The sequence below is a fragment of the Mycobacterium sp. NPDC006124 genome, from assembly GCF_040614235.1.
Lineage (GTDB): Bacteria > Actinomycetota > Actinomycetes > Mycobacteriales > Mycobacteriaceae > Mycobacterium.
The window spans coordinates 467,244-490,732 of sequence record NZ_JBEXUA010000004.1 but is presented as its reverse complement, the minus strand read 5'-3'; the positions used below and the strand labels follow the sequence as shown (position 1 = coordinate 490,732).

Sequence of the window (23,489 nt, the reverse complement as noted above, 5' to 3'; positions counted from 1 at the left end):
GATAGAGATCTTCCGGTGACCCCGATCCCAACTTCGGGTTCGGCCTATCCGTCGCGCAGGCGTTCCAGTGCCCGCCGCACCTGGCTGGGGTCGGTGGTCGCCCAGAACGGCGGTAACGAGGCGCGAAGGAACCCGGCGTAGCGCGCCGTCGCCATCCTCGAGTCCAGCACCGCCACGACGCCGCGGTCGTCGACGCTGCGCAGCAGTCGTCCGGCGCCCTGGGCCAGCAGCAGCGCCGCGTGGGTGGCGGCGACGGCCATGAATCCGTTGCCGCCGTGGGCGGCCACCGCGCGCTGGCGGGCGGTGACGAGCGGATCGTCGGGGCGGGGAAACGGAATTCGGTCGATCAGCACCAGCGACAGTGACGGCCCGGGGACGTCGACGCCCTGCCACAGCGACAGCGTGCCGAACAACGTCGTGGCGTCGTCGGCGGCGAAGCGGCGCACCAACGCCGTGGTGGTGTCCTCACCCTGGCAGAGCACGGGCGTGTCGAGGCGGTCGCGCATCACCTCCGCGGTCGCCTTGGCGGCGCGCATCGAGGAGAACAGGCCCAGCGTGCGGCCTCCCGCCGCGGTGACGAGTGCTTCGATCTCGTCGAGTTGCTCGGCCGACCCGGTGCCGTCGCGGCCGGGCGGGGGGAGGTGCGCGGCGACGTAGAGGATGCCCGACCTGCCGTGCGCGAAGGGCGATCCGACGTCCACGCCCTTCCACTTCGGCGCCTCGTCGCCGGCCAGACCCCAGGACCGGGCCATCGAGTCGAACGTGCCGCCGATGGTCAGCGTGGCCGAGGTGAGGATCACGGTGGACTGCTCGAAGAGCCTGTTGCGCAACAACATCGCCACCGACAACGGGGCCACTCGCAGGATCGAGCGCTTACCCGTGCGGTTCTCCTCGTGATCCAGCCACACCACGTCGGTCCGGTCGGGTATCGCCGGTCCATAGGAGGTCAGGATGCGCGACGCGGTGTCGCTGACGTCGTTGAGTGCCGTCACGGCCTCGTTGCGCGCCGCCGCGGCCTTGGGGTCGCTCGGTGCCGTGTCGATGGCCGTCCGCACCCGGTCCGCGGCATCCCGCAGCGCGGTCAGGTAGGTGGCCATCTCCTCGTCGAGGACGTCCTTGCGGCCGGGTTCCCAGTCGTAGAGCGCGGAGGTGAACGTCGCGATCGTCGCCTCGAAGCGTTCGGCGGTCTCGGGGTCCACCAGCCGTGAGGACCGCCGGTGCGCGACGCCCAGCATGGTCGCCGACAACTCGCCGGTGGCGACGCTGGTCACGCGGTCGACGAGTTCGTGGGCCTCGTCGACGACGAGCAGCTGGTGCTCGGGCAACACGTTGATCTCGGAGATCGCGTCGATGGCGAGCAGAGCGTGGTTGGTGACGACGATGTCTGCCGTGGCCGCGCGGCCCCGGGCCTTCTCGGCGAAGCAGTCCGCGCCGTAGGTGCAGCGGGCCGCGCCGACGCACTCGCGAGCAGACACGCTGACCTGGCGCCAGGACCGGTCGGCGACGCCGGGCACCAGTTCGTCGCGGTCGCCGGACTCGGTGTCCGAGGACCACTGGATCAGGCGCTTGACGTCGCGTCCGAGCGCCGTCGACGCGACGGCGTCGAACAGTTCGTCCTGGGGGAGATCGTCACCGGATTCGGCCGCGCCATTGTGAATCTTGTTCAGGCACAGATAGTTTCCGCGACCCTTCAGCAACGCGAACTCCGGGCGGCGCGGGACCTCGCCGGCCAGCGCGTCGGCCAACCTGGGCAGGTCGCGGTCGAAGAGCTGTCGCTGCAGCGCGATGGTGGCCGTCGAGATCACCACCGGTTCGGCGCGCTCCATCGCCCGCTTGACGGCCGGCACCAGATACGCCAGCGACTTGCCCGTGCCGGTGCCGGCCTGCACCGCGAGGTGCTCGCCGCTCTCGAAGGCGTGGTCGACCGCCTCGGCCATCTCGATCTGACCGCTGCGTTCGGCGCCGCCGAGTGCGGTGACGGCCTTGTCCAGCAGTTCCTTGACGTCGCCCGTGACTCCCCCTCAGGCCCGGCGCGTGGCGTCGACCATGCGGGTGGGGATGGCCGGCTCCCCGCTGGAGAGCCCCAGCCCGTCCCAGGGCAGGCTGACCAGTCCCGCCGCCACGCGGGCGCGCGCCGCCTGCAGGTCGGGGTCGGCGAGGACCTCCCCGGCGCGCGCCAGCGGCTGGGCCAGCGCGGTGGCGATCAGGCCATCGACCTCGACTGCGGGCCGGTCGGCCAGTTGCACGACCTCCTCGACGACGGTTCCCGTGGGCTTGGCCAGGCGGTAGGCCTGCTTTCGGCCGCCGTGGGACTCCTTGTGGCTGCTGCGCTTCGCGACCGGGACGCCGTCGACCTCGACGAGCTTGTAGACCATGCCCGCGGTGGGCGAGCCCGACCCGGTGACCAGCGAGGTGCCGACCCCGTACGAGTCGACCGGTTCGGCGCGCAGGGCGGCGATCGCGAACTCGTCGAGGTCGCTGGTCACCACGATGCGGGTGTTGGGCGCGCCGAGCTCGTCGAGTTGGGCGCGGACCTGTCGCGCCAGCACGCCGAGGTCACCGGAGTCGATGCGGACCGCACCCAGGTCGGGGCCCGTCGCCGCGACGGCGTTGGCGACGCCCGCGGTGATGTCGTAGGTGTCGACGAGCAGCGTGGTGCCGACGCCGAGCGCGTCGACCTGGGCGCGAAAGGCCGCCCGCTCGTCGGGTCCGTCGGGAGAGGTGTGCAGCAGCGTGAACGCGTGCGCGCTGGTGCCGAGCGCCGGGACGCCGTAGCGGCGCTGCGCCTCGAGGTTGGAGGACCCGGTGAACCCCGCGACGTATGCCGCCCGCGCCGCGGCGACGGCCGCCATCTCGTGCGTGCGCCGGGAACCCATCTCGATGAGCGGCCGGCCCTCGGCGGCAGTGACCATCCTGGCCGCCGCCGAGGCGATCGCGCAGTCGTGGTTGAAGATCGACAGCGCCAGGGTCTCCAGCAGTACGCACTCGGCGAAGGTGCCGTGTAGTGACAGCACCGGCGAACCCGGGAAGTACAGCTCGCCCTCGGGATAGCCGTCGACGTCGCCGGTGAAGCGGTAGTCGGCCAGGAACGCCAGGGTCGTCTCGTCGAGGAAGTCGGCCACCAGGGCCAGTGCGGTGTCGTCGAACCTGAAGCGCGGCAGCGCTTCCAGGAAGCGTCCGGTGCCGGCGACCACACCGTAGCGACGCCCGTCGGGAAGTCGCCGGGCGAAGACCTCGAACGTGGTCCGGCGATGCGCGGTGCCGTCACGCAGCGCCGCGGCAAGCATCGTCAGCTCGTACTTGTCGGTGAGCAAGGCCGTCGCCGCGCACTCCTCGGCAGCGCGCTCGTGGGAAGTCACAGCGTCAACCGTAGGCCAACCGTAGCCGTTCGGACCGTCTCCGAGACGGGTGTCTATTCTGGGCGGCATGGTTACCCCGGCGCGAACCAAGCCAGGGACTCGCGTGGAACGCGACGTGGAGACCACCACGGACGAACGGGCAGCCACCGAGAGTCCCTGGGTCACCCTCGTCTGGGACGATCCGGTCAACCTCATGTCGTACGTGACTTACGTGTTCCAGAAGCTCTTCGGCTACAGCGAACCGCACGCGACCAGGTTGATGATGCAGGTGCACGAAGAGGGCAAGGCCGTGGTGTCGGCGGGGAGTCGGGAAGCCATGGAGATCGACGTGACCAAACTGCACGAGGCCGGGCTGTGGGCCACCATGCAGCAGGATCGCTGAGCCCGGCGCCGTGCGGAAGTGGAAGCGCGTCGACACCGCGGAGGGCACCCGGTTTAAGTCTGCCCTGGCGGCGCACGAGGCGACGTTGCTGCAGAGCCTGGTCAACTCCCTGACCGAAATGCTCGACGATCGCGAAACGTCCTCGCCCACCGACGAACTCGAAGAACTCACCGGTATGCGAACCGGTCACTCGACCCCACCCGAGGACGACACCATGCTGCGGTTGCTGCCGGACTTCTTCCGGCCGCAGCACGACCATCCGGCGGGCTCGCGCACCGCCGAGAGTCTCAACAGCGCACTTCGCAGTCTGCACGAGCCCGAGATCATCGAGGCCAAACGTCATGCGGCCCAACGGCTTCTGGACACGCTGCCCGCCGGCGGCGGTCGATTCGAGATCACCGAGGACGACGCGCACTGCTGGGCCGCCTGCGTCAACGACGTCCGGTTGGCGCTGGGCACCATGCTCGAGATCGGCGCCGACGGCCCCGACCACCTGCCTGCCGAGCATCCGATGGCGGGCCACCTGGACGTCTACCAGTGGTTGACCGTCCTGCAGGAGTACCTGGTGCTGGGATTGATGGGCAAGCGTTCTTGACGGGCTCGATCACCGACGTCGCGGGCATTCTCGTCGGCAACCACCAGCGCCTGGACCCCGACGCGACCCTCGGGACCGGGTGGGCGTGCGGAACGACCGTGGTGCTGGTGCCACCGGGGACCACGGGTGCGGTCGACGTGCGCGGCGGTGCTCCCGGCACGAGGGAGACCGACCTCCTCGACCCGGCCAACAGCGTGCGCTACGTCGACGCCGTCGTGCTGACCGGTGGCAGCGCCTACGGACTCGCCGCCGCCGACGGAGTGATGGGCTGGCTGGAGCGCCACGACCGGGGCGTGGCCATGGACGGCGGCCTCGTGCCGATCGTGCCCGCCGCCGTCATCTTCGACCTTCCCGTCGGCGGTTGGCAGCACCGCCCGACCGCCGAGTTCGGCACCGCCGCGGCCGACGCCGCCGGTGTCGAGGTGCCGATGGGCAACGTCGGCGCCGGGGTGGGCGCCCGGGCCGGCATCCTCAAGGGTGGTCTGGGCACCGCGTCGGTGACGCTGGAGGACATCGGCGTCACCGTCGGCGCCGTCGTGGTGGTGAACTCCGCGGGCAACGTCGTCGACCCCACGACCGGACTGCCGTGGATGGCCGATCTCGTCGCGCAGTGGGGGCTGACCCCGCCGCCGTCGGACCAGATCGCGGCGCTGCTCGAGCGGGAGGCCGAACTGTCGCCCCTGAACACCACCATCGCCGTCGTCGCCACCGACGCCGCGTTGAGCAAGGCGGCCTGCAAGCGCGTGGCCGTCGCCGCCCAAGACGGCCTGGCCCGCACCACCAGGCCGTCGCACACGCCGCTCGACGGCGACACCGTCTTCGCGCTGTCCACCGGCGCCGTCGAGGTCTCACCCCCGTCCGACGTCCCGGCGGCGATGTCACCGGAGACCAAGCTGGCCACCCTCGTCGGGGCGGCGGCGGCCGACTGCCTGGCCACCGCGGTGCTGGCCGCGGTGGTGGCCGCCGACACCGTGGCCGGCGTCCCGAGCTACCGCGACCTGGTGCCCGGGGCGTTCACGGCGTAGTGGGTCCCGGCGCACGACGGTAGCCTCGAGGGGGCAGGACGACGCGTCGGAAGGGGCGGCAATGGCGACCAGTGGACCGGGCCTGTCGGCCGACCCGAAGAAGCCGGGCTGGATGGTCGGCGGCACCACCGTCCTGGCCTTCGTCGCGTTGCTATACGTGGTGGAGGCCGTCGACCAGGTGTCCGGCAGCCGCCTCGAACAGGACGGCATCCGGCCGCTCGAGGTGGACGGACTGTGGGGAATCCTGTGGGCTCCCCTGCTGCACGCGAACTGGGCGCACCTCGCCGCCAACACCGTGCCTGCGCTGGTGCTCGGCTTCCTGGTCTCCCTCGCCGGAATGGCCCGGTTCGTCTACGCCACCGCCATCGTGTGGATCCTCGGCGGTCTGGGCACGTGGCTGATCGGCAACATCGGCGCGCCCGCCGGCGTCGAGACCAACCACATCGGCGCCTCGGGGCTGATCTTCGGATGGCTGACGTTCCTCATCGTCTTCGGGTTCTTCACCCGCCACGCCTGGCAGATCGTCGTCGGGATCGTGGTGTTCCTCGTCTACGGCGGCGTGCTGTGGGGCGCGTTGCCCGGCACGTTCGGCGTGTCCTGGCAGGGCCACCTGTGCGGGGGCATCGCCGGGGTCGTCGCCGCCTACGTACTCTCCGGCCCCGAGCGCCGCGCCAGAGCGCGGCGCCCGTCGATGCCCCGCACGGCGGTCTGAGCCTGCCGTGGGCTTTGCTGAAACGGGACCTGCCTGGCGAGCGCGGCGCGCCGCGCACGCCGTCCGGGTACCCGTCGGGCCAGTTCGGAGGTCACGATTCGACGACTTCGCGAATCCGAGAACGAATTGCGGTGATGTCTTCGTCACGGGCAGATCGGGCATGGCAAGCTGATGGGCGTGCGAGTCACCGTACTGGGCTGTTCCGGTAGCGTCACCGGGCCGGATTCGCCTGCTTCGGGGTACCTCGTCACCGCGCCCGACACCCCTCCGCTGGCCGTCGACTTCGGCGGCGGCGTGCTCGGCGCGCTACAGCGCTACACCGACCCCGGCACCGTCGACGTCCTGCTGTCGCACCTGCACGCCGACCACTGCCTGGACCTGCCCGGCCTGTTCGTCTGGCGGCGCTACCACCCGACGCCGCCCGAGGGTCGAGCGCAGATGTACGGCCCGGCCGACACCTGGTCGCGCCTCGGCGCGGCGTCCTCGCCGGAGGGCGGCGAGATCGACGACTTCACCGACATCTTCGACGTGCACCAGTGGGTCGACGGCGAGGCCGTCCAGATTGGCGCCCTGAACGTACTGCCCCGCAAGGTCTGCCATCCGACGGAGTCCTACGGCATGCGCTTCACCGATCCCTCGGGCGCGACCCTGGTCTACAGCGGCGACACCGGCTACTGCGACCAGCTCATCGAACTGGCGACCGGCGCCGACGTGTTCCTGTGCGAGGCGTCGTGGACGCACGCCGCCGATCGGCCGCCGGCGCTACACCTGTCCGGCACCGAGGCCGGCCGCGTCGCCGCCAAGGCCGGTGTGCGCGAGCTACTGCTGACCCACATCCCGCCGTGGACCTCACGCGAGGACGTCATCAGCGAGGCCAAGGCCGAGTTCGACGGTCCGGTGCACGCCGTCGTGTGCAACGAGACCTTCGAGGTGACGGCGCACTAGCCACCGCAGCGCAACGGTTAGGGTTGGCGGGTGTCCAGACGAGAAGACGGCCGCCTCGACGACGAGCTGCGCCCGGTAACCATCACCCGCGGCTTCACCAAGCATCCGGCCGGATCCGTCCTCGTCGAGTTCGGGCAGACGCGCGTGATGTGCACCGCCAGCGTGACCGAGGGCGTGCCGCGCTGGCGCAAGGGTTCGGGGCTGGGCTGGCTGACCGCCGAGTATGCGATGCTGCCCGCCGCCACCCACACGCGCTCGGACCGCGAATCCGTCCGGGGCAAGGTCGGCGGCCGCACCCAGGAGATCAGCCGGCTCGTCGGTCGGTCGCTGCGGGCCTGCATCGACCTCGCCGCGCTGGGGGAGAACACGATCGCCATCGACTGCGACGTGCTCCAAGCCGACGGCGGCACCCGGACCGCGGCGATCACCGGCGCCTACGTCGCGCTTTCGGACGCCGTGACCTATTTGTCGGCCGCCGGGCGGTTGTCGGACCCGCGGCCGCTGTCATGCGCCATCGCAGCGGTCTCGGTCGGCGTCGTCGACGGTCGGGTGCGCACCGATCTGCCGTACGAGGAGGACTCCCGCGCCGAGGTCGACATGAACGTCGTCGCCACCGACACCGGAACCCTGGTGGAGATCCAGGGCACCGGCGAGGGAGCGACGTTCCCCCGCACGACGCTGGACAAGATGCTTGACGCCGCGCTGGCCGCCTGCGACCAGCTGTTCGTCGTGCAGCGCGAAGCGCTCGAACTCCCGTACCCCGGAGACCTGCCGGAGCCGACGACGCCGCCGAAGAAGGCGTTCGGGAGCTGACCCGGCCGTGACCGATCTGTTGGTGGCCAGCCGCAACCCGAAGAAGCTGGCCGAATTGCGCCGCGTGCTCGACGACGCGGGCGTCTCGGGTCTGCGGCTGCGCTCGCTCGACGACGTCGCCCCGTTCGAGGAGGCACCCGAGACCGGCGCCACGTTCGAGGAGAACGCGTTGGCCAAGGCGCGCGACGCTTACGCGGCAAGCGGGATCGCGGCGGTCGCCGACGACTCCGGGCTGGCGGTCGACGCGCTCAACGGCATGCCCGGCGTGCTGTCGGCGCGGTGGGCGGGCGCTCACGGCGACGACGTGGCGAATCTCGAACTGCTGCTCGGCCAGCTGCGCGACGTCCCCGACGACCGGCGCGGCGCGGCGTTCGTCTCGGCATGCGCGCTGGTGTCCTCGGCGGGGGAGACCGTCGTGCGCGGGGAGTGGGCCGGGCACGTCGCCCGTGCTCCGCGTGGCGACGGCGGCTTCGGGTACGACCCGATCTTCGTGCCGACCGGGTCGGACCGCTCGGCGGGCGAATTGACCCCGGCCGAGAAGGACGCGGCGTCTCACCGCGGGCGCGCACTGGGCCTGCTGCTGCCCGCGCTGCGTGCAATGGTCTGACCGACCGTGGGTCGACGCGTGCCGGGGTCAGAGAGTGTGCCGTCGTCCACGGCGCACCCCGGCATCCTCGTCGCCGTGCTGGCCGCGGCCGGCATCGGCGTCTCGCTGATGCAGACCCTGATCATCCCCTTGCTCCCGGAGCTGCCAAAGCTGTTGAACGCCAGCGCGTCCGACACCTCGTGGGCGATCACGGCGACGTTGTTGACCGCTGCGGTGGCCACGCCGGTCTTCGGCCGGCTCGGAGACATCTACGGCGCGAAGCCGATGCTCGTCACGTGCGCGCTGCTGTTGATCTGCGGGTCGGTGCTCGCCGCCTCGACCAATTCGCTGATGCCGCTGGTGCTCGGCCGGGGCCTTCAGGGATTCGGCTTCCCGATCATCCCGCTGGGCATCAGCGTCCTGCGGGCCTGCGTACCGGCCGAGAAGGTCGGTGCGGCAATGGGTCTCATGAGTGCCTCCCTTGGCGTCGGTGGAGCCCTCGGGTTACCCCTGTCCGCGGTGATCGCCCAGCACTACGACTGGCACATGCTGTTCTGGTTCGCCACCGGTCTCGGGGTGGCGGCCCTGCCGATGTTCGTCTTCCTGGTGCCGCACGTGCCGCCGCGCACCGAGGGTCGGCTGGATCCGCTTGGGGCGCTGCTGCTGGCGGGTGGACTGGTCGCGCTGCTGCTCGGCATCTCCAAGGGACAGAGCTGGGGCTGGCTGAGCGCGTCGACGCTGTCGGCCGTCGGGGCCTCGGTGCTGATCTTCCTGGTCTTCGGGTGGTGGGAGCTGCGGGTGCCCTCGCCGACGGTGGACCTGCGCACCACCGTCCGGCGACCGGTGCTGGCCACCAACGTGGCGTCGGTCGCGGTGGCGTTCGGCATGTTCGGTTTCTCGTTGGTGGCGCCGCAGATCATGGAGATGCCGCGGGAGACGGGATACGGCCTGGGGCAGTCGATGCTGGAGACGGGGCTGTGGTTGGCGCCCGGCGGCCTGGCGATGATGGTGACCTCACCGCTGGCGGCCCGGATCGCCGAGGCCCGAGGCCCGCGGTTCACGTTCGTCACCGGCGCGCTGATCATCGCCGCGTCCTATGCGGCCGGCATCGCGTTCCTCGCCGCGCCGTGGCAGCTCATGCTGCTCAACGTGGCGGTCTCCGGCGGCGTCGGCTTCGCGTACGCCTCGATGCCCGCGCTGGTCAACGCGGCCGTGCCGATCTCGGAGACCGCGGCCGCCAACGGCATCAACGCCTTGGCGCGGTCGTTGGGCACGTCGATCTCCAGCGCGGTGATCGGCGCGATCCTGGCGGGGATGACGGTGTCGTTCGCCGGCCGGGCGGTGCCGTCGATGGTGGGTTTCCAGACCGCAATGGCGGTGGCGGCCGTGGTCGCCGCGCTGGCGGCGGGTCTCGCGCTGCTGATTCCCGTCGCCTCGGCCGACGTCATCGAGGAGCCGGTCGAGGTCGCGCGTCAGAGGTCGTAGGTCGCCTTGATCCGCTTGGTCTGGAAGTGCTCCACGATGACGCCGAGCAGCGGGATCGTGCCGGCGAGCAGCACGCCGACCGTCTTGCCGATGGGCCAGCGCACCTTGGTGGCGAGGTTGGCCGCCGACAGCAGGTACGCGAAGTAGACCCAGCCGTGCACGACGCCGATCCAGCTCGGCGGATTCTCGACCTGCACGACGTACTTGAGCACCACCTCGTAGCAGAGTGCGATCAGCCACAGACCCGTCGTCCACGCCAGGATGCGGTAGGCGGTCAGCGCCTTGCGAATGGTCTCGACGGGCGTCCGCGACACGGGTGCGGCTTCGCTGGGTGCTTCGGGTTCGGGGGTGCTCATCGGGATGTCCTGTCGTCGGTGTCGGGTCGGCCGTCGGCCCGGGCGAGCTCGGCCAGATAGGCGTTGTACTCCGAGAGCGTCGAATCCTCGTCGTGAGGCGCGGCCGCCGTCGGGCGTTCGGGCAGCAGTCCCTCGGGTATCTCGGTCGGCTTGTCGTGGTCCGCCGGCGGTGGCGGCGCCTCTTCGTAGCGCACGAACTTGTAGTAGGCGTAGAAGCAGAAGCCACCGAACATCGGCCACTGCAGGGCGTAGCCGAGATTCTGGAACGAGCCGGATGCGGATTCATAGCGCGTCCACTGCCACCAGGCCAGCACCATGCAGCCGGCCGCGGCGACGAAGACCAGCGCGATCAGCGCCGGCCTCCTACGCCGTGTAGTGGACATTCGTCCACGGTACCGCGACCGACCTGGGTCCGATGAACCCGTTGAGGCGGGTGGTGGCGGCTGATGATTGGGCAGCGCGCGACGGTACGATTTCACCCACTGCGGGCGTGATGGAATTGGCAGACATGATGGCTTTAGGTGCCATTGCTCGGAAGAGCGTGGGGGTTCGAGTCCCCCCGCCCGCACTCATACCGGTCGAGACGTCGCGAACCGGTGTCGGTAGGCGCTCGGGGTGATCCCCAGTTCGCGGTGGAACAGGCGTCGCAGCGACTCACTCGATCCCAGCCCAGTCCGTTCGGCGATCTGGTCCAGCGTCGCGGGACCACCGGTGAGCATCGCGCAGGCGGCCTCCAGCCGGGTGCGGTCGACGAAATGCTGTGGCGTGTGGCCGGTCTCGGCAAGGAACAACCGCGACAGATGGCGCGCGCTGACACCGGCGACGGTCGCGAGGCTGGCCAGCGTGTGCGCCCGCGCGGGCTCCGCGGCGACGGCATCCATCACGACCCGCACCACGGAGTGGGTGGTGGGCAGCGCCTCGAGTCGGACACTGAACTGCGACTGGTCACCGGGTCGTGCCATGAAGACCACCAGGTCCCGGGCGACGTCGCGGGCCACGGCCGGCCCGTGGTCATGTTCGATCAGCGACAGCGCGAGGTCGATGCCCGCGGTCACCCCGGCCGAGGTGACGAACGTGCCGTCGGTGACGAACAGCGCAGCCGCGTCGACGGCGACCCTTGGAAAGCGCGCCGCCAGTTCCCGGGCGAGTTTCCAGTGGGTTGCCGCCCGACGCCCGTCGAGCAGACCCGTCGCCGCCAGCGGAAAGGCCCCTGCGCAGATGGACACGGTCCGTCCGCTGCGCCGGGAGAGGTCGCCAATGGCGTCGACCAGGGCGGTGTCGGTGATGCTGGCTTGCCACCGGGGAGAGCCCGGCACCAGCAGCGTGCCGATGCGCGCGGGCAGGTCGCCGACGGCGGCGTCGGCGCCATGGCGGGCACCCGAGCTGGCGACGACGTCGGCCCCGGTGAGCGACGCGTGGGTGATGCGGTACGCCCCGCCGAGGGCGTTGGCCGAGGCGAACGCGTCGACGGGGCCGGCGACGTCGAGCATCTGAACACCGTCGTACAGAACGACGACGACGTCATGGGGTGCGATGTCCACATCTGAGGTTTTCATGGCCGTCGATGCCCTGCTCCGTGTACTCGCCCGAGAGCAGAGTCGAGGTAGCCCGCCCAGCGGGACCTCATGCAGGGAAAGGCACGAATCATGACCGAGAACATCGCCGGGGTCGACATTCCGGAAGGCGCGCTGGCCACGGCCGCGACCGAACTGATCCGCGACACCACCACCGAGTTGATCTACCACCACTCGCGCCGGGTGTTCCTCTTCGGCAGCCTGCAGTCACGGAAGTTCGGCATCGACCCCGACGCGGAACTGCTCTACGTCGCAGCGCTGTTCCACGACACCGGCCTGGTGGCACCGTATCGGGGGACCGCTCAGCGTTTCGAGATGGACAGTGCCGACGCGGCCAGGAACTTCCTCGTCGAGCAGGGGTTCTCGCGCGCGGAGACCGACGTCGTCTGGACCGCGATCGCGCTGCACACCACCCCCGAGGTGCCCTACGGGATGAACCCGGTGATCGCGGCGACCACCGCGGGCGTGGAGACCGACGTCCTAGGGCTGCGATTGGACGCCATCGACGCAGCCGACCTCGACGCCGTCACCGCCGCCCATCCCCGCCCCAACTTCAAGAACGAGATCCTGCAGGCCTTCACCGACGGCTTCTCCTACCGCCCGGACACCACGTTCGGCACGGTCAACGCCGACGTCCTCCAACACTTCGTACCCGGCTTCGCGCGCGCCGACTTCGTCGAGATCATCCAGAACTCGGCCTGGCCGCAGTGATGACGGCTAGGGCTTCAACTTGCCCAGCGCCCGCCGGACGAGTCCGTTCGACGTACCCGTCGGTGGACGGCGCTCGGCGTAGGGCCAGGGCCGGTTGCGCTCGGGCACCGAGGTCGCCCGCGCCTGCTTGAGTTGCGTGCGCAGGTATGCGCGCACGTCGTACAGACCCGGGTCGTCCCAACGGTTGTCGGCCTCGACCGGATCGTCACTCAGGTCGTAGAGCTCCCACTGGTCGTCGAGCGGATCGGTCCGGTAGGCCTCGCCGCCGAATCCGTTGGCGGCGAGGTGGCGCACGCCTGGTTCGGTCCACGTCGCCGGATCGTCGAAGGTTCGCACCAGCTTCCACAGGTGCCCGGCACCGCCGGCGGCGTCCGCGTCGTCGACCCGAACCACCAGACCCTCGAAGTTCGACGCAACGTGGGCCGGCACCCGGATGCGCAGTGGTGCAGGCGGATTGACGGTCATCCCCATTCCGCGGGCGGCTGCCGAGGCGCCGGTGTCACCCTCGAGCACGTTGTCGCGTGTCATCAGGTACACCGCCCTGCCCTCTTCGGCGGGTGCCCCGTCGACCACCGGCATCAGGTCGCGGCCTGGCAGGGGATGGACCTCGGAGAAGGATTCCGAGAGTGCGTCGGCGAGCACGTCGACGTCGACCCCCGCCGCACCGAGCAGGGTGGGTACCAGGTCGACGTGCGACGTCGGCGCCGAGACGATCCGCGGTTCGGTTGCCTTCTCGCCGATTCGGGCGACGACGAACGGCACCCGGGTGGCCTCGTCATAGAGGTTGAACCACTTCTGGTGCAGGCCACCGTGCGCGCCGAGCAGATCGCCGTGATCCGACGTGCGGACCAGCACCGCGTTGTCCGAGCCGCCCTCGGTGACCGCGCGGCGCACCCGGTCGAGCGGTTCGTCGACCTGGGCGTGCAGACGGTAGTAGAGGTCGCGGTACTGCTGGGCATTGCGCTCGTAACCGCGGCCGATCGCCGGGGCGGGCCCGTACCCGGAGTAGTACGCCTCGCGAAACGCAATCTGCGCGGCGGGTTTGGTGCGCAGGTCCTCCTCGGCCGTCGGTGCGGCCGGCACGTGCGGTGGGTCCAGCGACGGCGACGGCGACAACGGGCTCCGGCGTTGCCAGGCTGGGAACAACACGATGTCGTGCGGGTTGACGAAGCTGGCCACCAGGAGGAACGGGCGTAGCGCGGCCTCGTCGCCGGCGCGGCGGCGCTCGTAGCGATCGGTCAGCCAGGCGACGATCCGGTCGGCGAACAGCGGGTCGCGACGAAAACCGCTGTTGGACAACGCCGCACCGTGCGGCTCGGGGCCAACCCAGCCGGAGAATCCGAACGGGCCCAACGGGTCGGCGTCGAGGTAGCGCTGCACGGCGGCCTCGTCGACGGTGCCCTCGTCGTCGTTGGTGGCCAGTGGTTCGCCGGTGGCGATGTCCTCGATATCGGCGTGCGAGATGTGCCACTTGCCGTCGTAGTGGGTGTCGTATCCCGCGGCGCGGAACCAATTGCCGAGCGTCGGCACCTCGCCGGGTCGCAGCCACCTCAGCCGCGAGTCGTCGAAACGCTTTCCGATGCCGTCTGTTTGGGTCACCCCGTGCAGGTCCGGAAACTGACCCGTGAAGATCGTCGGGCGGCTCGGCACGCACGCCAGTGACCCGGTGTAGTGCCGCTCGAAACTGACTCCGTGCTCGTCGAACCACCGCCGTCCCGCGAGGGCACGGCGACGCCAGGCCAGCAGTTCGGGCGCTTCGTACGGTGGGATGGCACGTTCCTCGTCGGTCATCAGGATCACGACGTCGGGTCGCTCAGACATGGGACTTCTCCGTTCGTCGGGCCAAGCCGGTGAGCATCGACTCGGACAGTTTCGCCATGCCGCGGCACACCGCCCACTCGGCGGCGCCTGCGACCGGGCCGGCCCCGATCTCGACGGTGCTGGTCAGGGTTACCTCCGTCGCGTCACCGATGGGCCGCAACGTCCAGTGGTTGGCGACGTGGCGCAGGCGGCGAGGCAGGCCCTCGACGTCGTAGCCGAGCGCCGCGGTCGGGGTGAACTCGGTGATGCGCTCCACCAGTACGTTGCGGCCGACCTGGACCCGGCGCGTGGTGCCGACGCCCATGCCGTGCGGCCCGTGGCCGAGGATGCAGGAGTGGTCGACGTCGTCCACCCACGCACTGAGGGAGCCGAAGTCGGCGAGGACGTCCCAGATCGACTGCGGCGGGGCCGTCATCGTGCGACTGCGGCGGATGTCTGCCACCCCGTCATCAAACACCATCGACGACGGGCCCGCCCCGTTACCAGAATTCGCGTTGGCGCGCTGAAACCATCCACGGGGCTGTGTCGTCGAAATAGCATGTGTCACATTGGTTTCAGGTCGGAATTCTTGTCCGTGGGCCGTACTAGTGTTCGAGTATGAGTTCGGCTCGGGTCATCGCGGCGGTCGCCTCGCTGGTGGCCGCCGTCGCCGACCTCGCCGCCCTGGAGTGCGACCAGTTCACCCACCACGAGTTGGTGCAGCTGCTCGGTGAACTCGAGACCGCGGCTTGGCAGCTGCCCGCGGTGGGGCACCGGGTGATCGCCCGGCTGCAACGCGAAGCCTCCCCGGTGGAACTGGGCGCGAAGTCGTTGGGGTCGGTGCTCACCCAACGGTTGCGGATCTCCGGTCGCGAAGTCCGGCGCCGGCTCGCCGAGGCCGAGGACCTCGGACCCCGCACCACTTTCACCGGAGCACCCCTGGAACCGACGTTGGCACCTACCGCCGACGCGCAAGCCCGCGGAGCGGTGGGACCCGAACACGTCCACCGTCATCACGGGGTTCCTGGACCGGCTGCCGACCTGGGTGGACCCAGAGGTTCGGATGGGGTGGTGCAGTGGATCCCACCCCCGCAACTCGACGTCGGCCAAACCCGAATCAACTACCTCCACCACCGGAGAGCGACTCCTCGTCGAACCGGGCCGTTAGATCATGTCGCGGCGGGTCAGCCACCGCATCACCGGCCAGCCGACGAACACGGGCAGCCAGCACGTGAGCACCCGGTAGAGCAGGACCGAGGGAACGGCGACCGCGGCGGGCACCCCGAACGCGGTGAGCCCACCGATCAGCGCGGCCTCGACGGCGCCGACACCGCCCGGGGTGGGTGCGGCCGAGGCCAGCGTGCCGCCGATCATCGTGACGACGGTGACGGTGACGAAGGTGGTGCCGCCGCCGAATGCCCCGACGCTGGCCCACAGTGCGAGTGCCGCACCGAGAGTCGTCGCCGCGCAACCGGCCACGATGATCGCCAGGCGCTTCGGTTCGCGGGCCAGTTCGGCGAGTTCACCGCCGAGTTCCTTGATCCGGGGCCGCAGTTCGGTGCCCAACCACCGCCGCAGCTTGGGCACGAAGGTGAACACTCCGACGATGCCGAGGGCCACGCCGCCGAGCAGATACAGCACCGTGGTCTTGGGGACGAAGTGGGACAGGTTGGCCGACGTGCCGGCGATGACGCTGAAGAAGATGAGCAGCCCGACGTGGGTGATCACCTGCACCGACTGCTGAAGCGCCACCGCGGCGGTGGCGCGCAGCGCGCCGAGCCCGCCCTTCTGGAGGAACCTGGTGCTCAACGCGAGACCGCCGACACCCGCGGGGGTCGTGGTGGCGGCAAAGGTGTTGGCCACCTGCATGATCGTGAGGTTGACGAAGCTGACCGCGCCCGAGGCGCACGCCCACAGGGCCGCGGCCGCACCCACGTAGGTCAACGCCGACACCGCGAGACCGAGCAGAGCCCACCACCAGTTCGCGGTCCTCAGCTCGGAGAAGAACGCGGGGACCGTGCTGATGAAGGGATAGGCGACGTAGACCAGCGCAACCAGCAGCACCAGCTGAATCACTTGAATCCTGGTGAAGCGGGTGATGGTCTCGGCCTTGATCTGGTCGGCGCCGGTCTGGTGCATCACCTCGTCCCGGGCTTCCGACATGGCGGTGTCCGGGTCGAGCACCGACGCCCGAATATGCTTGGGCAGAGCGGCTTTGGTGAGCCGGCGGGATGCGTTGAGCACGGTGTCCCGGTCGAACTCGTCGATGGCGGCGCGGACCGCCGCCTTCGCGCCGAAGATCGCCGTCGTCGTCATCAGCAGGGCGGCGATGTCGGCCTGCAGCAGCACGTCGGTCGCGCCGTACTCGGCGCTGCCGAAGCCGCCGAAGAGCGCCATGGGCTCACCGTCGGCGACGTCGACGGTGATCTCTTTGCCCCGCAGATCGCCATGGGAGATTTGGTGGGCGTGCAGCTTGGCCAACGACCTCCAGACCGGTGCGACGAGGGACTCCTCGGCGGAGGTCTCGTCGAGTGCCACGCCCCGGGTTGGAGTGTGCGCGTAGAGCGTCCAGCCGCGGTCGAGAGCCGACAGCGCGACCGTCGTGCTGTTGGCGACGCCGAGGTCGCCGATCGCGATGGCCATCAGACCGCGGTGCTCGACGGCGCGTCGCATCGAGGCGTGCAGGGGAGCGGTCTCGCTGTTGCGCAACCTCGCTCGGCGCCAGATCTGGCTCATGATGCCGCCGCTGCGTTGGTTGGGCCCGTACATCTCGACGAGCGCGCGCGAACCCGGCTCGTCCTCGGGGTCCTCGGTCGCCGCCCAGAGCACCAGCGGTCCGGGACCGGCGGGCCTGATCACCGTCAGCCCGGTCACGGGGAACCCCCGGCGGACCAGTGCGCGCACTGCGCCGTCCAGCGGCACCTCGAGCGCGGGAGTTCCGACGACGAGCACCGTCAACGCACCGACGAACCACCCCACCGCCAGCCCCAGCAGCGACCGGGCGGGCACCACGGCGCTGACGACGAGGTGAATGGGCACGAAGGCGAGCAGCAGCGTCCACCACCAGCGGCGCCACCGGGCCTCCAGCCACGGGCCCGACACCGTCAGCATCGCGGCGAGCATGGCGATCCAGCGGGGGTCGTCGAGGAACTGTGACAGCAGGGTCTGTAGCCGGTCGTCGAGGTCGAAGTGCCAGCGTGGTGCCGCAAAGCCGCTGGAGTTGACCGACAGCGCGACCACGGCGATCGCCGCGGCCGTGGCGTAGGCACCGAGCAACCGCCATCGCCGGGCGGTGACGAGCCCGATCAGGATCGCGAACGGCAACGCGAGGATGGCGACGCCGTAGGCCAGGTAGACCAGATTCGACTGCGTCGGGGTCAGCAGCGCGACGATCCCCGAGATGGACCGTTCCAGCGCCACCCAATCCCGGCGGGTGATGAGCGAACCGGTGATGACCACGACTAGGAACAGCGCCGCCAGCGCCAGCCGGAAGATGTCGTTGGTGCGACGAACGAGAGGCTGCAGCAACTCGCCGGAAACGGCGACGTCCCGCCCGTCAACTCGCATGCCTGAAGAGTGTCTTCCAATCGAACGTCGTGCCGCCTGATCGGCGGCCCGCGGCCAACCTATCCCAGCCAGCATCCGGTTCCCTGGATTCGCGGGCCCGCGCTACATGTGGGTGCCGCCGTCGACCCGCACCTCGGTGCCGGTCACCCAGTACGCATCGGGGGAGCCGAGCATCGCCACGACGCTGGCCACCGCGTCCGGCCTGGCGAACATCGCGCCTCCGTCGAGCGGCAGCACGGACATGATCTTGCCCATCAGCCCGAAGTCCATGTCGTCCGGCAGACCCGGGCCCACGCTCTGCTTCGACTCGCCGACGCCGTCCGTCATGCCCGAGGAGACCGAGCCGGGCTGCACGCAGTTGAAGCGGATGCGTTCCTTGCTGTACTCCAGCGCAAGCGCATGCGTCATGGCTTGCACGCCGCCCTTGGATGCGGCGTATGCCGCCATGTAGGGGTGTGCGAAGTTCGCCGACGTCGAGCTGAAGTTGACGACGGCGGCCGCGGTGCCGCCTCGTAGCGCGGGTATTGCCTCGCGCGTGACGAGGAACGTGCCGAACAGGTTGACCCGCACCACCTTCTCGAAGTCGGCGAGGGTCATGTCGGCGAAGTGCGCCGAGCGCAGGATGCCCGCGGCGTTGACCAACGTGTCCAGACCGCCGAGCGTCGCGACGGCCCCGGCCACCCCGGCCCGGACCGACGCCTCGTCGCCGACGTCCATCAGCACGGTCGACAGCCGGTCGAGGGGGATGTCGGCCTTGGCCACGGTGTCCTGCAGGCCGGCGGCGCTGACGTCGGCGGCGACCACGGTTCCGCCCTCGTCGAGGATGCGCAACACGGTGGCCTGTCCGATGCCCGAGCCGCCCCCGGTGATCAGGACCCGACGGTCGGCGTAACGCTGCAGTGACGTCGGCATGGGCGCCAATGATGCCCGTCGCCGACGCCCGTGTCAGGCAGTCGCGCGATCGGCCATGTGCAGCGCCGCGAGATGGCTGAACAACATCGACGCGCCGATCGGGTTGCCGCCGCCCGGATAGACGGTTCCGCTGACTGCGGCCATCGTGTTGCCTGCGGCGTAGAGCCCGGGGATCGGCCGGCCCGTCACGTCCAGGACCCGTGCGTCGCAGTCGGTGCGCAGACCGCCCTTGGTGCCGAGGTCGGACAGGCCGAAGGCGGCCGCGTGGTACGGCGGCCGGGTCAGCGGCACCAGGGGTGACGCACCACCGGTGAACGCGCGGTCATACGCCTCGTCGCCCCGGCCGAAGTCGCGGTCGACGCCCTCGGCGGCCAATTCGTTGAAGCGCGAGACCGTTTCGGCGAGCTCCGCCGGCGGCACGCCGATGGCCGCCGCGAGACCGTCGAGGGTGTCGGCGGTGTGCCACCACCCCGCCTCGCGATAGCGCTCGGGTTCGACGAGCGACACGCTCGCCGACAGCAGCGGCGGAACCTCACCGGTGGCGTCGTCGTAGACCATCCAGAACGGCAGTCCGACGGCACCGTCGGCGTGGTGCGCCACCACGTCGCGGCCCAGCCGGTCGTACGGGGCGGACTCGTTGACGAAGCGCCGGCCCCGGGAGTCGACGAAGATGCCACCCGTGGCGCCGAGCGAGAACGTCGACCGCCCGTCGGGGTGCACGAGACCCGGGGACCACCAGGCCTGGTCCATCAAATCGGTGGCCGCCCCTATCCGGATGGCCGCCCGGTGGGCGGCGCCGGTGTTCTCCGCCGCGCCCATCGAATCGGCCGAACGTCCCGGCACGCCGTGGGTTTCGCGCATCTCGTCGTCGTGCTCGAATCCGCCGGCGGACAGCAGCACGCCTCGGCGTGCCCGAATCCGTGCCGCGCCGCCGGCTCGCTGGACGACGACCCCCGTGACGGCACCGTCGGAGACGACGAGGTCGCTCAGCGGTGACTCGAGGTGGACCGAGGCGTGCGGGTGGCGCAACAGTCCGGCCAGGAGGCGTCCGACGAGAGCGCGGCCGCCGGTGAGCACTTCGGGTGCGGGCACGCCGAGTCGCTCGTTGTCCAGCGGTCCGCGGATCCGGTCGGCGTACGGTCCGAGGACCTCGGAATGCACTGCCCGCGAGACGATGTGGCGCATGCCGTCCAGGCGCGCGCTCGGCGCCGACCCGAAGTAGTCGGGCCACGGCAGCACCTTGAACGCGAACGACTCGTCCTGCTCGAGGTAGTCGATCAGGCGGCTGCCACCCTCGACGTAGGTCTTCTGCAGGTCCTGCGGCGTGCGATCGCCGACCACCGCGTGGAAGTAGGTCAGGGCGTCGGCGATCGTGTCGTCGACCCCGGCCCGGCGCAGCACGGGGTTGCACGGAAACCACATTCCGCCGCCCCCGGAGAACGCCGTCGTGCCCCCGAACTTGTCGGCGGCCTCGACCAGCACGACGGAGAGGCCCTCGCGGGCGGCGGTGTAGGCGCCGGTGATACCGCCGCCCGAGCCGACGACCACCACGTCGACGGTCTCGTCCCAGTGCTCAGGTTCATCGGTCATGGCCAATCCTCAACTGCGAAGGGTGAATCCGGCGTCTAACGGCCACGAGGTGCCGGTGATGAACGACGCTTCGTCGGACACCAGCCACGCCACCGCGGCTGCGATCTGTTCGGGTCGAAGCAGTGCGATGGGCAGCGCGTTGCGCTGGGCGAGCAGCCAGGGGTCGCCCTCGGCGGCCAGCTTCGCGGTGGTCTCGTTGAGGATCATGTCGGTCGCGACGCCGCCGGGGTGGATCGCGTTCACCCGGATCGAGTGCTCGGCAAGTTGGTCGGCCCACACCTGCATCAGCGCCACCAGCGCCCGCTTGGAGGCGGCGTACCCCTGGATGCCGGCCCGTCCGGTGCCGGCGGCCCTGACGCCCTGGGTCGAGCTGACCAGCACGACGGAGCCGCCGCGCCCGCCGGCGACCATCGCCGGAATGGCGGCGTCCACGGTGTTCCACGCCCCGATCAGGTTGACCTCGACGACGTCGCGGAACGTGCGGGCGCGCCGATCGGTGTCGCTGACCCGGATGATGCCCGCGTTGGCGACGACGACGTCGAGGCGGCCGAACTCGTCGAGACCGTCGGCGACCACGGCGGCGACCGCCTCCGGATCGCGAACGTCGGCCTGCCGGGCCAGGATTCGTCGCCCGTGGGACCGCACCAGCCGTGCCGTCTCCGCCAGGTCCTCCGGCGTGGAGCCGGGGTAGTCGGTGACCTCGACCTCGGCGCAGAGGTCGAGGGCGATCACGTCGGCCCCGCGGCTGGCCAGGGTGACGGCGTGGGCGCGGCCCATCCCACGGGCGGCGCCGGTGACGAGGGCGGCCCTGTCGGCCATGGTGTCCATCAGAACTTCAGATGCCGGCTGACGTCGCCGATCTGGTCGACGAACATGGTGCGCGTGTCGAACCACCAGGTGCCGTCGACCAGATGGAACGTGTCGCGGTAGCGGCCCGTCACGATCACCTGCAGCGGCAGCTCGGGGGTCGCCTGCGTCACGCAGTAGTAGGCGCTCGAGCGCGCGGTCCCGGCGTCGTCGTCGACCTCGACCCGCACGTTGGTGGTGAGGTGCTTGGTCAGCGGCGTGCCGTCGGCGTGGAAGCGGACCGCCATCTCGTACATGCGTCGTACGCCTGCGCTGCCGGTGAAGACCGTCTCCGGCCCGCCGCCGTCGACGCCGCAGATGCGCCCGTGGGCGAACAGGCCGGCCACGGCGTCCAGATCGCCGGCGTCGAAGAGTTCCGCGTAGGCGTAGACCAGGTTCTCGACGTGCCGGGCGCTGTCCATCACGGCCGACATTACGGTCGTCGAGCCGAATTGGTCACCGGTTCAGCGCAGCTGGTTAACCTGACGACCGTGACATCTCATTGGTCGGCGAACCGACTCGGCAATCTGACCGGCAAGCGCATCATCGTCACCGGGGCCACCAACGGCGTCGGCCTCGCGACGGCCGGTGCGCTGACCCGGGCCGGCGCCCACGTCATCCTGGCGGTTCGCAACGTCGAGTTGGGCGCCCAGCGGGCCGCCGAGATGGGCGGTGACACGGCCGTGGTCGAGCTCGACCTCGCGGATCTGTCGTCGGTGCGGGCCTTTCCCGACCGGCTCGACGGTGAGGTCGACGTGCTGGTCAACAACGCGGGCGTGGTCGCCCAGAGCCGCTCCGACACCGTCGACGGTTTCGAGATGACCCTGGGTACCAACTTCCTCGGGCCGTTCGCGCTGACGAATCTGCTGCTTCCGCGGGTGCGTTCCCTGATCGTCAACGTCGCCTCCGACGCGCACAAGACCGGCAAGATCGCTCTCGACGATCCGCACCTGCGCACCCGGAAGTGGTCGGCCTTCCCGGCCTACGCCCGGTCGAAGTTGGCGGTGATGCTCTGGGGCCTCGAACTCGACCGGCGACTCCGGCAGGCGGGCTCGCCGGTGACCAGCCAGCTGACCCATCCTGGCTGGGTCGCGTCGAATCTGACGAACCTCTCCGACACCGGGGTGATGGCCGTGTTCCACTCGGTGGCCAAGACGGCGGCCTCCGTGCTGGCCAACGACACCGACGCGGGCGCGGCGCCGACGCTGTACTGCATCAGCGAACCCATCCCGCCCGGCAGCTACGTCGGCATCGACAGCCGGCTGGGGCTCAAGGGCGCCCCGACGCTCAGCGGCCGCTCGGCGCAGGCGTGCGACTACGAGGTGGCCGCCCGGCTGACGGCCTTCGCCGAGGGCGAGACGGGCACGTCGATTCCCGTGTGAGCGGTCACCCGCGGGCGAGCGCCCAGCGGATCCCGCCCACCAGGGTGCGGCCCGCCACCCGGACGGCCGTGGCCTCCAGCGGCGGCAGGTACGGCAGTCGCAGAGGGAGTCGGGCCCACGCCGGCAGCATCGCCACCGAGGTGGCGGCGAGCACCGCGTACGGCGGTTTGGCCAGCAGCGGCAGCGGGGGCGTCAACAGCAGGAACTTGGCGGCCTCGCGGGCGGCGGCCGTCCCCGCGAGCTCCGGACGATAGTCCGAGATGCGTTGTCGCAGTTGTTCTTCGGTGCGTGGTGGGTCGATGACGCCGAGCGCGGAGGCGACCCTGGCGGTGTCGGCGACGTAGCCGTCGCGGCCGTCCTGGTCCAATGGCTCGGCACCGTAGAGCTGGTGCGCGCGAAGGAAGCTGTCGACCTCGGCGACGTGCACCCACTCCAGCAGGTGGGGATCCGACGCCTCGTAGGGGCGCCCGTCTGCGGCGACGCCGTGCACGCGACGGTGGATCCCGCGGACCTTGTCGACCGCGCGCTGGGCGTCGTCGGCCGGGCCGAACGTCGTGACCGCCAGGAAGGTACTGGTGCGCTGCAGCCGGCCCCATGGATCGCCGCGATAGTCGGAGTGTTCGGCGACACCCGCCATCGCCAGGGGGTGCAGCGACTGCAGCAGCAGGGCGCGCAGACCGCCGACGAACATCGACGCGTCACCGTGCACCCGTCTGATGGGACGGTCGTCGCCGAACCACCGCGGGCCGGGGGTGTCGTGGATGCGCGCCCGGTTTTGCGGACCCTCGGGGCCCGCGACCATGCCGAACAAACGCTGACCGAGACCGTCGCGCACCGTCGTCAATCCAG

23 protein-coding genes, 1 tRNA gene and 1 pseudogene are annotated in these 23,489 nt (G+C 70.4%); 12 read left to right on the top strand and 13 right to left on the bottom strand.

Annotation, left to right across the window (positions count from 1 at the left end; genetic code table 11):
• Nucleotides 1-44 precede the first annotated feature (44 nt).
• Nucleotides 45-1,937, bottom strand: coding sequence for an ATP-dependent DNA helicase (locus ABZ195_RS11965; RefSeq protein ID WP_355217815.1), 1,893 nt, complete (start codon nt 1,935-1,937; stop codon nt 45-47).
• Between the two features lie 84 nt (nt 1,938-2,021).
• Nucleotides 2,022-3,359 carry a nicotinate phosphoribosyltransferase gene (locus ABZ195_RS11960; RefSeq protein WP_355217813.1) on the bottom strand — a complete coding sequence of 446 codons (1,338 nt, stop codon included), beginning with the start codon at nt 3,357-3,359 and terminating at the stop codon, nt 2,022-2,024.
• A 67-nt stretch (nt 3,360-3,426) separates the two neighbouring features.
• Between ABZ195_RS11960 and clpS the strand changes: the two genes are divergently transcribed.
• The 8 genes from clpS (at nt 3,427) to ABZ195_RS11920 (ending at nt 9,902) form a co-directional block, all read left to right on the top strand.
• The gene (gene clpS / locus ABZ195_RS11955; RefSeq protein WP_355217811.1) at nt 3,427-3,741 is read left to right on the top strand and encodes an ATP-dependent Clp protease adapter ClpS; all 315 of its coding nucleotides are present in this window, start codon (nt 3,427-3,429) and stop codon (nt 3,739-3,741) included.
• 10 nt (nt 3,742-3,751) lie between these two features.
• Complete coding sequence (locus tag ABZ195_RS11950; protein ID WP_355217809.1) at nt 3,752-4,336, top strand: DUF2017 domain-containing protein; 585 nt, start codon at nt 3,752-3,754, stop codon at nt 4,334-4,336.
• Nucleotides 4,333-5,361, top strand: a complete 1,029-nt coding sequence (locus ABZ195_RS11945) for a P1 family peptidase (RefSeq protein WP_355217807.1) — start codon at nt 4,333-4,335, stop codon at nt 5,359-5,361. The genes ABZ195_RS11950 and ABZ195_RS11945 overlap by 4 nt, the downstream gene beginning before the upstream one ends.
• A gap of 61 nt (nt 5,362-5,422) precedes the next feature.
• Nucleotides 5,423-6,073, top strand: a complete 651-nt coding sequence (locus ABZ195_RS11940) for a rhomboid family intramembrane serine protease (protein ID WP_355217805.1) — start codon at nt 5,423-5,425, stop codon at nt 6,071-6,073.
• Nucleotides 6,074-6,244: 171 nt separating this feature from the next.
• Nucleotides 6,245-7,018: a cyclic nucleotide-degrading phosphodiesterase gene (locus ABZ195_RS11935; RefSeq protein WP_355217803.1), complete on the top strand. Its 774-nt coding sequence runs from the start codon at nt 6,245-6,247 to the stop codon at nt 7,016-7,018.
• 30 nt (nt 7,019-7,048) lie between these two features.
• On the top strand, nt 7,049-7,831 hold the full coding sequence (gene rph / locus ABZ195_RS11930; RefSeq protein WP_355217801.1) for a ribonuclease PH: 783 nt from the start codon (nt 7,049-7,051) through the stop codon (nt 7,829-7,831).
• Nucleotides 7,832-7,838: 7 nt separating this feature from the next.
• Nucleotides 7,839-8,438, top strand: a complete 600-nt coding sequence (gene rdgB / locus ABZ195_RS11925; RefSeq protein ID WP_355217800.1) for an RdgB/HAM1 family non-canonical purine NTP pyrophosphatase — start codon at nt 7,839-7,841, stop codon at nt 8,436-8,438.
• Between the two features lie 108 nt (nt 8,439-8,546).
• Nucleotides 8,547-9,902, top strand: coding sequence for an MFS transporter (locus tag ABZ195_RS11920; RefSeq protein WP_355217895.1), 1,356 nt, complete (start codon nt 8,547-8,549; stop codon nt 9,900-9,902).
• Here ABZ195_RS11920 and ABZ195_RS11915 read toward each other — a convergent pair.
• Nucleotides 9,890-10,258 (bottom strand): DUF3817 domain-containing protein, encoded by a 369-nt coding sequence (locus tag ABZ195_RS11915; RefSeq protein WP_355217798.1) that lies wholly within the window; start codon nt 10,256-10,258, stop codon nt 9,890-9,892. The two genes, ABZ195_RS11920 and ABZ195_RS11915, sit on opposite strands and share 13 nt — an antisense overlap.
• The gene (locus ABZ195_RS11910) at nt 10,255-10,641 is read right to left on the bottom strand and encodes a hypothetical protein (RefSeq protein WP_355217796.1); all 387 of its coding nucleotides are present in this window, start codon (nt 10,639-10,641) and stop codon (nt 10,255-10,257) included. The genes ABZ195_RS11915 and ABZ195_RS11910 overlap by 4 nt, the downstream gene beginning before the upstream one ends.
• 101 nt (nt 10,642-10,742) lie before the next feature.
• On the opposite strand from ABZ195_RS11910, the gene ABZ195_RS11905 reads away from it, so the two are divergent.
• A tRNA-Leu gene (locus ABZ195_RS11905) sits at nt 10,743-10,826 on the top strand.
• Between the two features lies 1 nt (nt 10,827).
• Here ABZ195_RS11905 and ABZ195_RS11900 read toward each other — a convergent pair.
• Entirely contained in the window at nt 10,828-11,814 is a 987-nt protein-coding gene (locus tag ABZ195_RS11900; RefSeq protein ID WP_355217794.1) for a DJ-1/PfpI family protein, read from the bottom strand.
• A gap of 90 nt (nt 11,815-11,904) precedes the next feature.
• Between ABZ195_RS11900 and ABZ195_RS11895 the strand changes: the two genes are divergently transcribed.
• Nucleotides 11,905-12,543 (top strand): HD domain-containing protein, encoded by a 639-nt coding sequence (locus ABZ195_RS11895; protein ID WP_355217792.1) that lies wholly within the window; start codon nt 11,905-11,907, stop codon nt 12,541-12,543.
• Between the two features lie 6 nt (nt 12,544-12,549).
• Here ABZ195_RS11895 and ABZ195_RS11890 read toward each other — a convergent pair whose 3' ends face one another.
• Nucleotides 12,550-14,364, bottom strand: a complete 1,815-nt coding sequence (locus ABZ195_RS11890) for a sulfatase-like hydrolase/transferase (RefSeq protein ID WP_355217791.1) — start codon at nt 14,362-14,364, stop codon at nt 12,550-12,552.
• Nucleotides 14,357-14,824, bottom strand: a complete 468-nt coding sequence (locus tag ABZ195_RS11885; RefSeq protein WP_355217790.1) for an SRPBCC family protein — start codon at nt 14,822-14,824, stop codon at nt 14,357-14,359. The genes ABZ195_RS11890 and ABZ195_RS11885 overlap by 8 nt, the downstream gene beginning before the upstream one ends.
• 137 nt (nt 14,825-14,961) lie before the next feature.
• On the opposite strand from ABZ195_RS11885, the pseudogene ABZ195_RS11880 reads away from it, so the two are divergent.
• Nucleotides 14,962-15,339, top strand: a pseudogene (locus ABZ195_RS11880) (DUF222 domain-containing protein); the annotation flags it as partial.
• Between the two features lie 168 nt (nt 15,340-15,507).
• Here the strand turns inward: ABZ195_RS11880 and ABZ195_RS11875 are convergent.
• The 5 genes from ABZ195_RS11875 to ABZ195_RS11855 all read right to left on the bottom strand — a co-directional run bounded on the left by ABZ195_RS11875 (nt 15,508) and on the right by ABZ195_RS11855 (nt 21,683).
• On the bottom strand, nt 15,508-17,910 hold the full coding sequence (locus ABZ195_RS11875) for a lysylphosphatidylglycerol synthase transmembrane domain-containing protein (RefSeq protein ID WP_355217788.1): 2,403 nt from the start codon (nt 17,908-17,910) through the stop codon (nt 15,508-15,510).
• Nucleotides 17,911-18,012: 102 nt separating this feature from the next.
• Entirely contained in the window at nt 18,013-18,822 is an 810-nt protein-coding gene (locus tag ABZ195_RS11870) for an SDR family NAD(P)-dependent oxidoreductase (RefSeq protein WP_355217786.1), read from the bottom strand.
• A 33-nt stretch (nt 18,823-18,855) separates the two neighbouring features.
• Complete coding sequence (locus ABZ195_RS11865) at nt 18,856-20,412, bottom strand: FAD-binding protein (RefSeq protein ID WP_355217785.1); 1,557 nt, start codon at nt 20,410-20,412, stop codon at nt 18,856-18,858.
• A 9-nt stretch (nt 20,413-20,421) separates the two neighbouring features.
• A complete protein-coding gene (locus ABZ195_RS11860) occupies nt 20,422-21,240 on the bottom strand; it encodes a mycofactocin-coupled SDR family oxidoreductase (protein WP_355217783.1) in 819 nt (272 codons plus the stop codon).
• A complete protein-coding gene (locus ABZ195_RS11855) occupies nt 21,240-21,683 on the bottom strand; it encodes a nuclear transport factor 2 family protein (RefSeq protein ID WP_355217782.1) in 444 nt (147 codons plus the stop codon). The genes ABZ195_RS11860 and ABZ195_RS11855 overlap by 1 nt, the downstream gene beginning before the upstream one ends.
• A 66-nt stretch (nt 21,684-21,749) precedes the next feature.
• On the opposite strand from ABZ195_RS11855, the gene ABZ195_RS11850 reads away from it, so the two are divergent.
• The gene (locus ABZ195_RS11850) at nt 21,750-22,640 is read left to right on the top strand and encodes an SDR family NAD(P)-dependent oxidoreductase (RefSeq protein WP_355217781.1); all 891 of its coding nucleotides are present in this window, start codon (nt 21,750-21,752) and stop codon (nt 22,638-22,640) included.
• Between the two features lie 4 nt (nt 22,641-22,644).
• On the opposite strand, the gene ABZ195_RS11845 is transcribed toward ABZ195_RS11850, so the two are convergent.
• The gene (locus ABZ195_RS11845; protein WP_355217893.1) at nt 22,645-23,442 is read right to left on the bottom strand and encodes an oxygenase MpaB family protein; all 798 of its coding nucleotides are present in this window, start codon (nt 23,440-23,442) and stop codon (nt 22,645-22,647) included.
• Nucleotides 23,443-23,489: the final 47 nt, after the last annotated feature.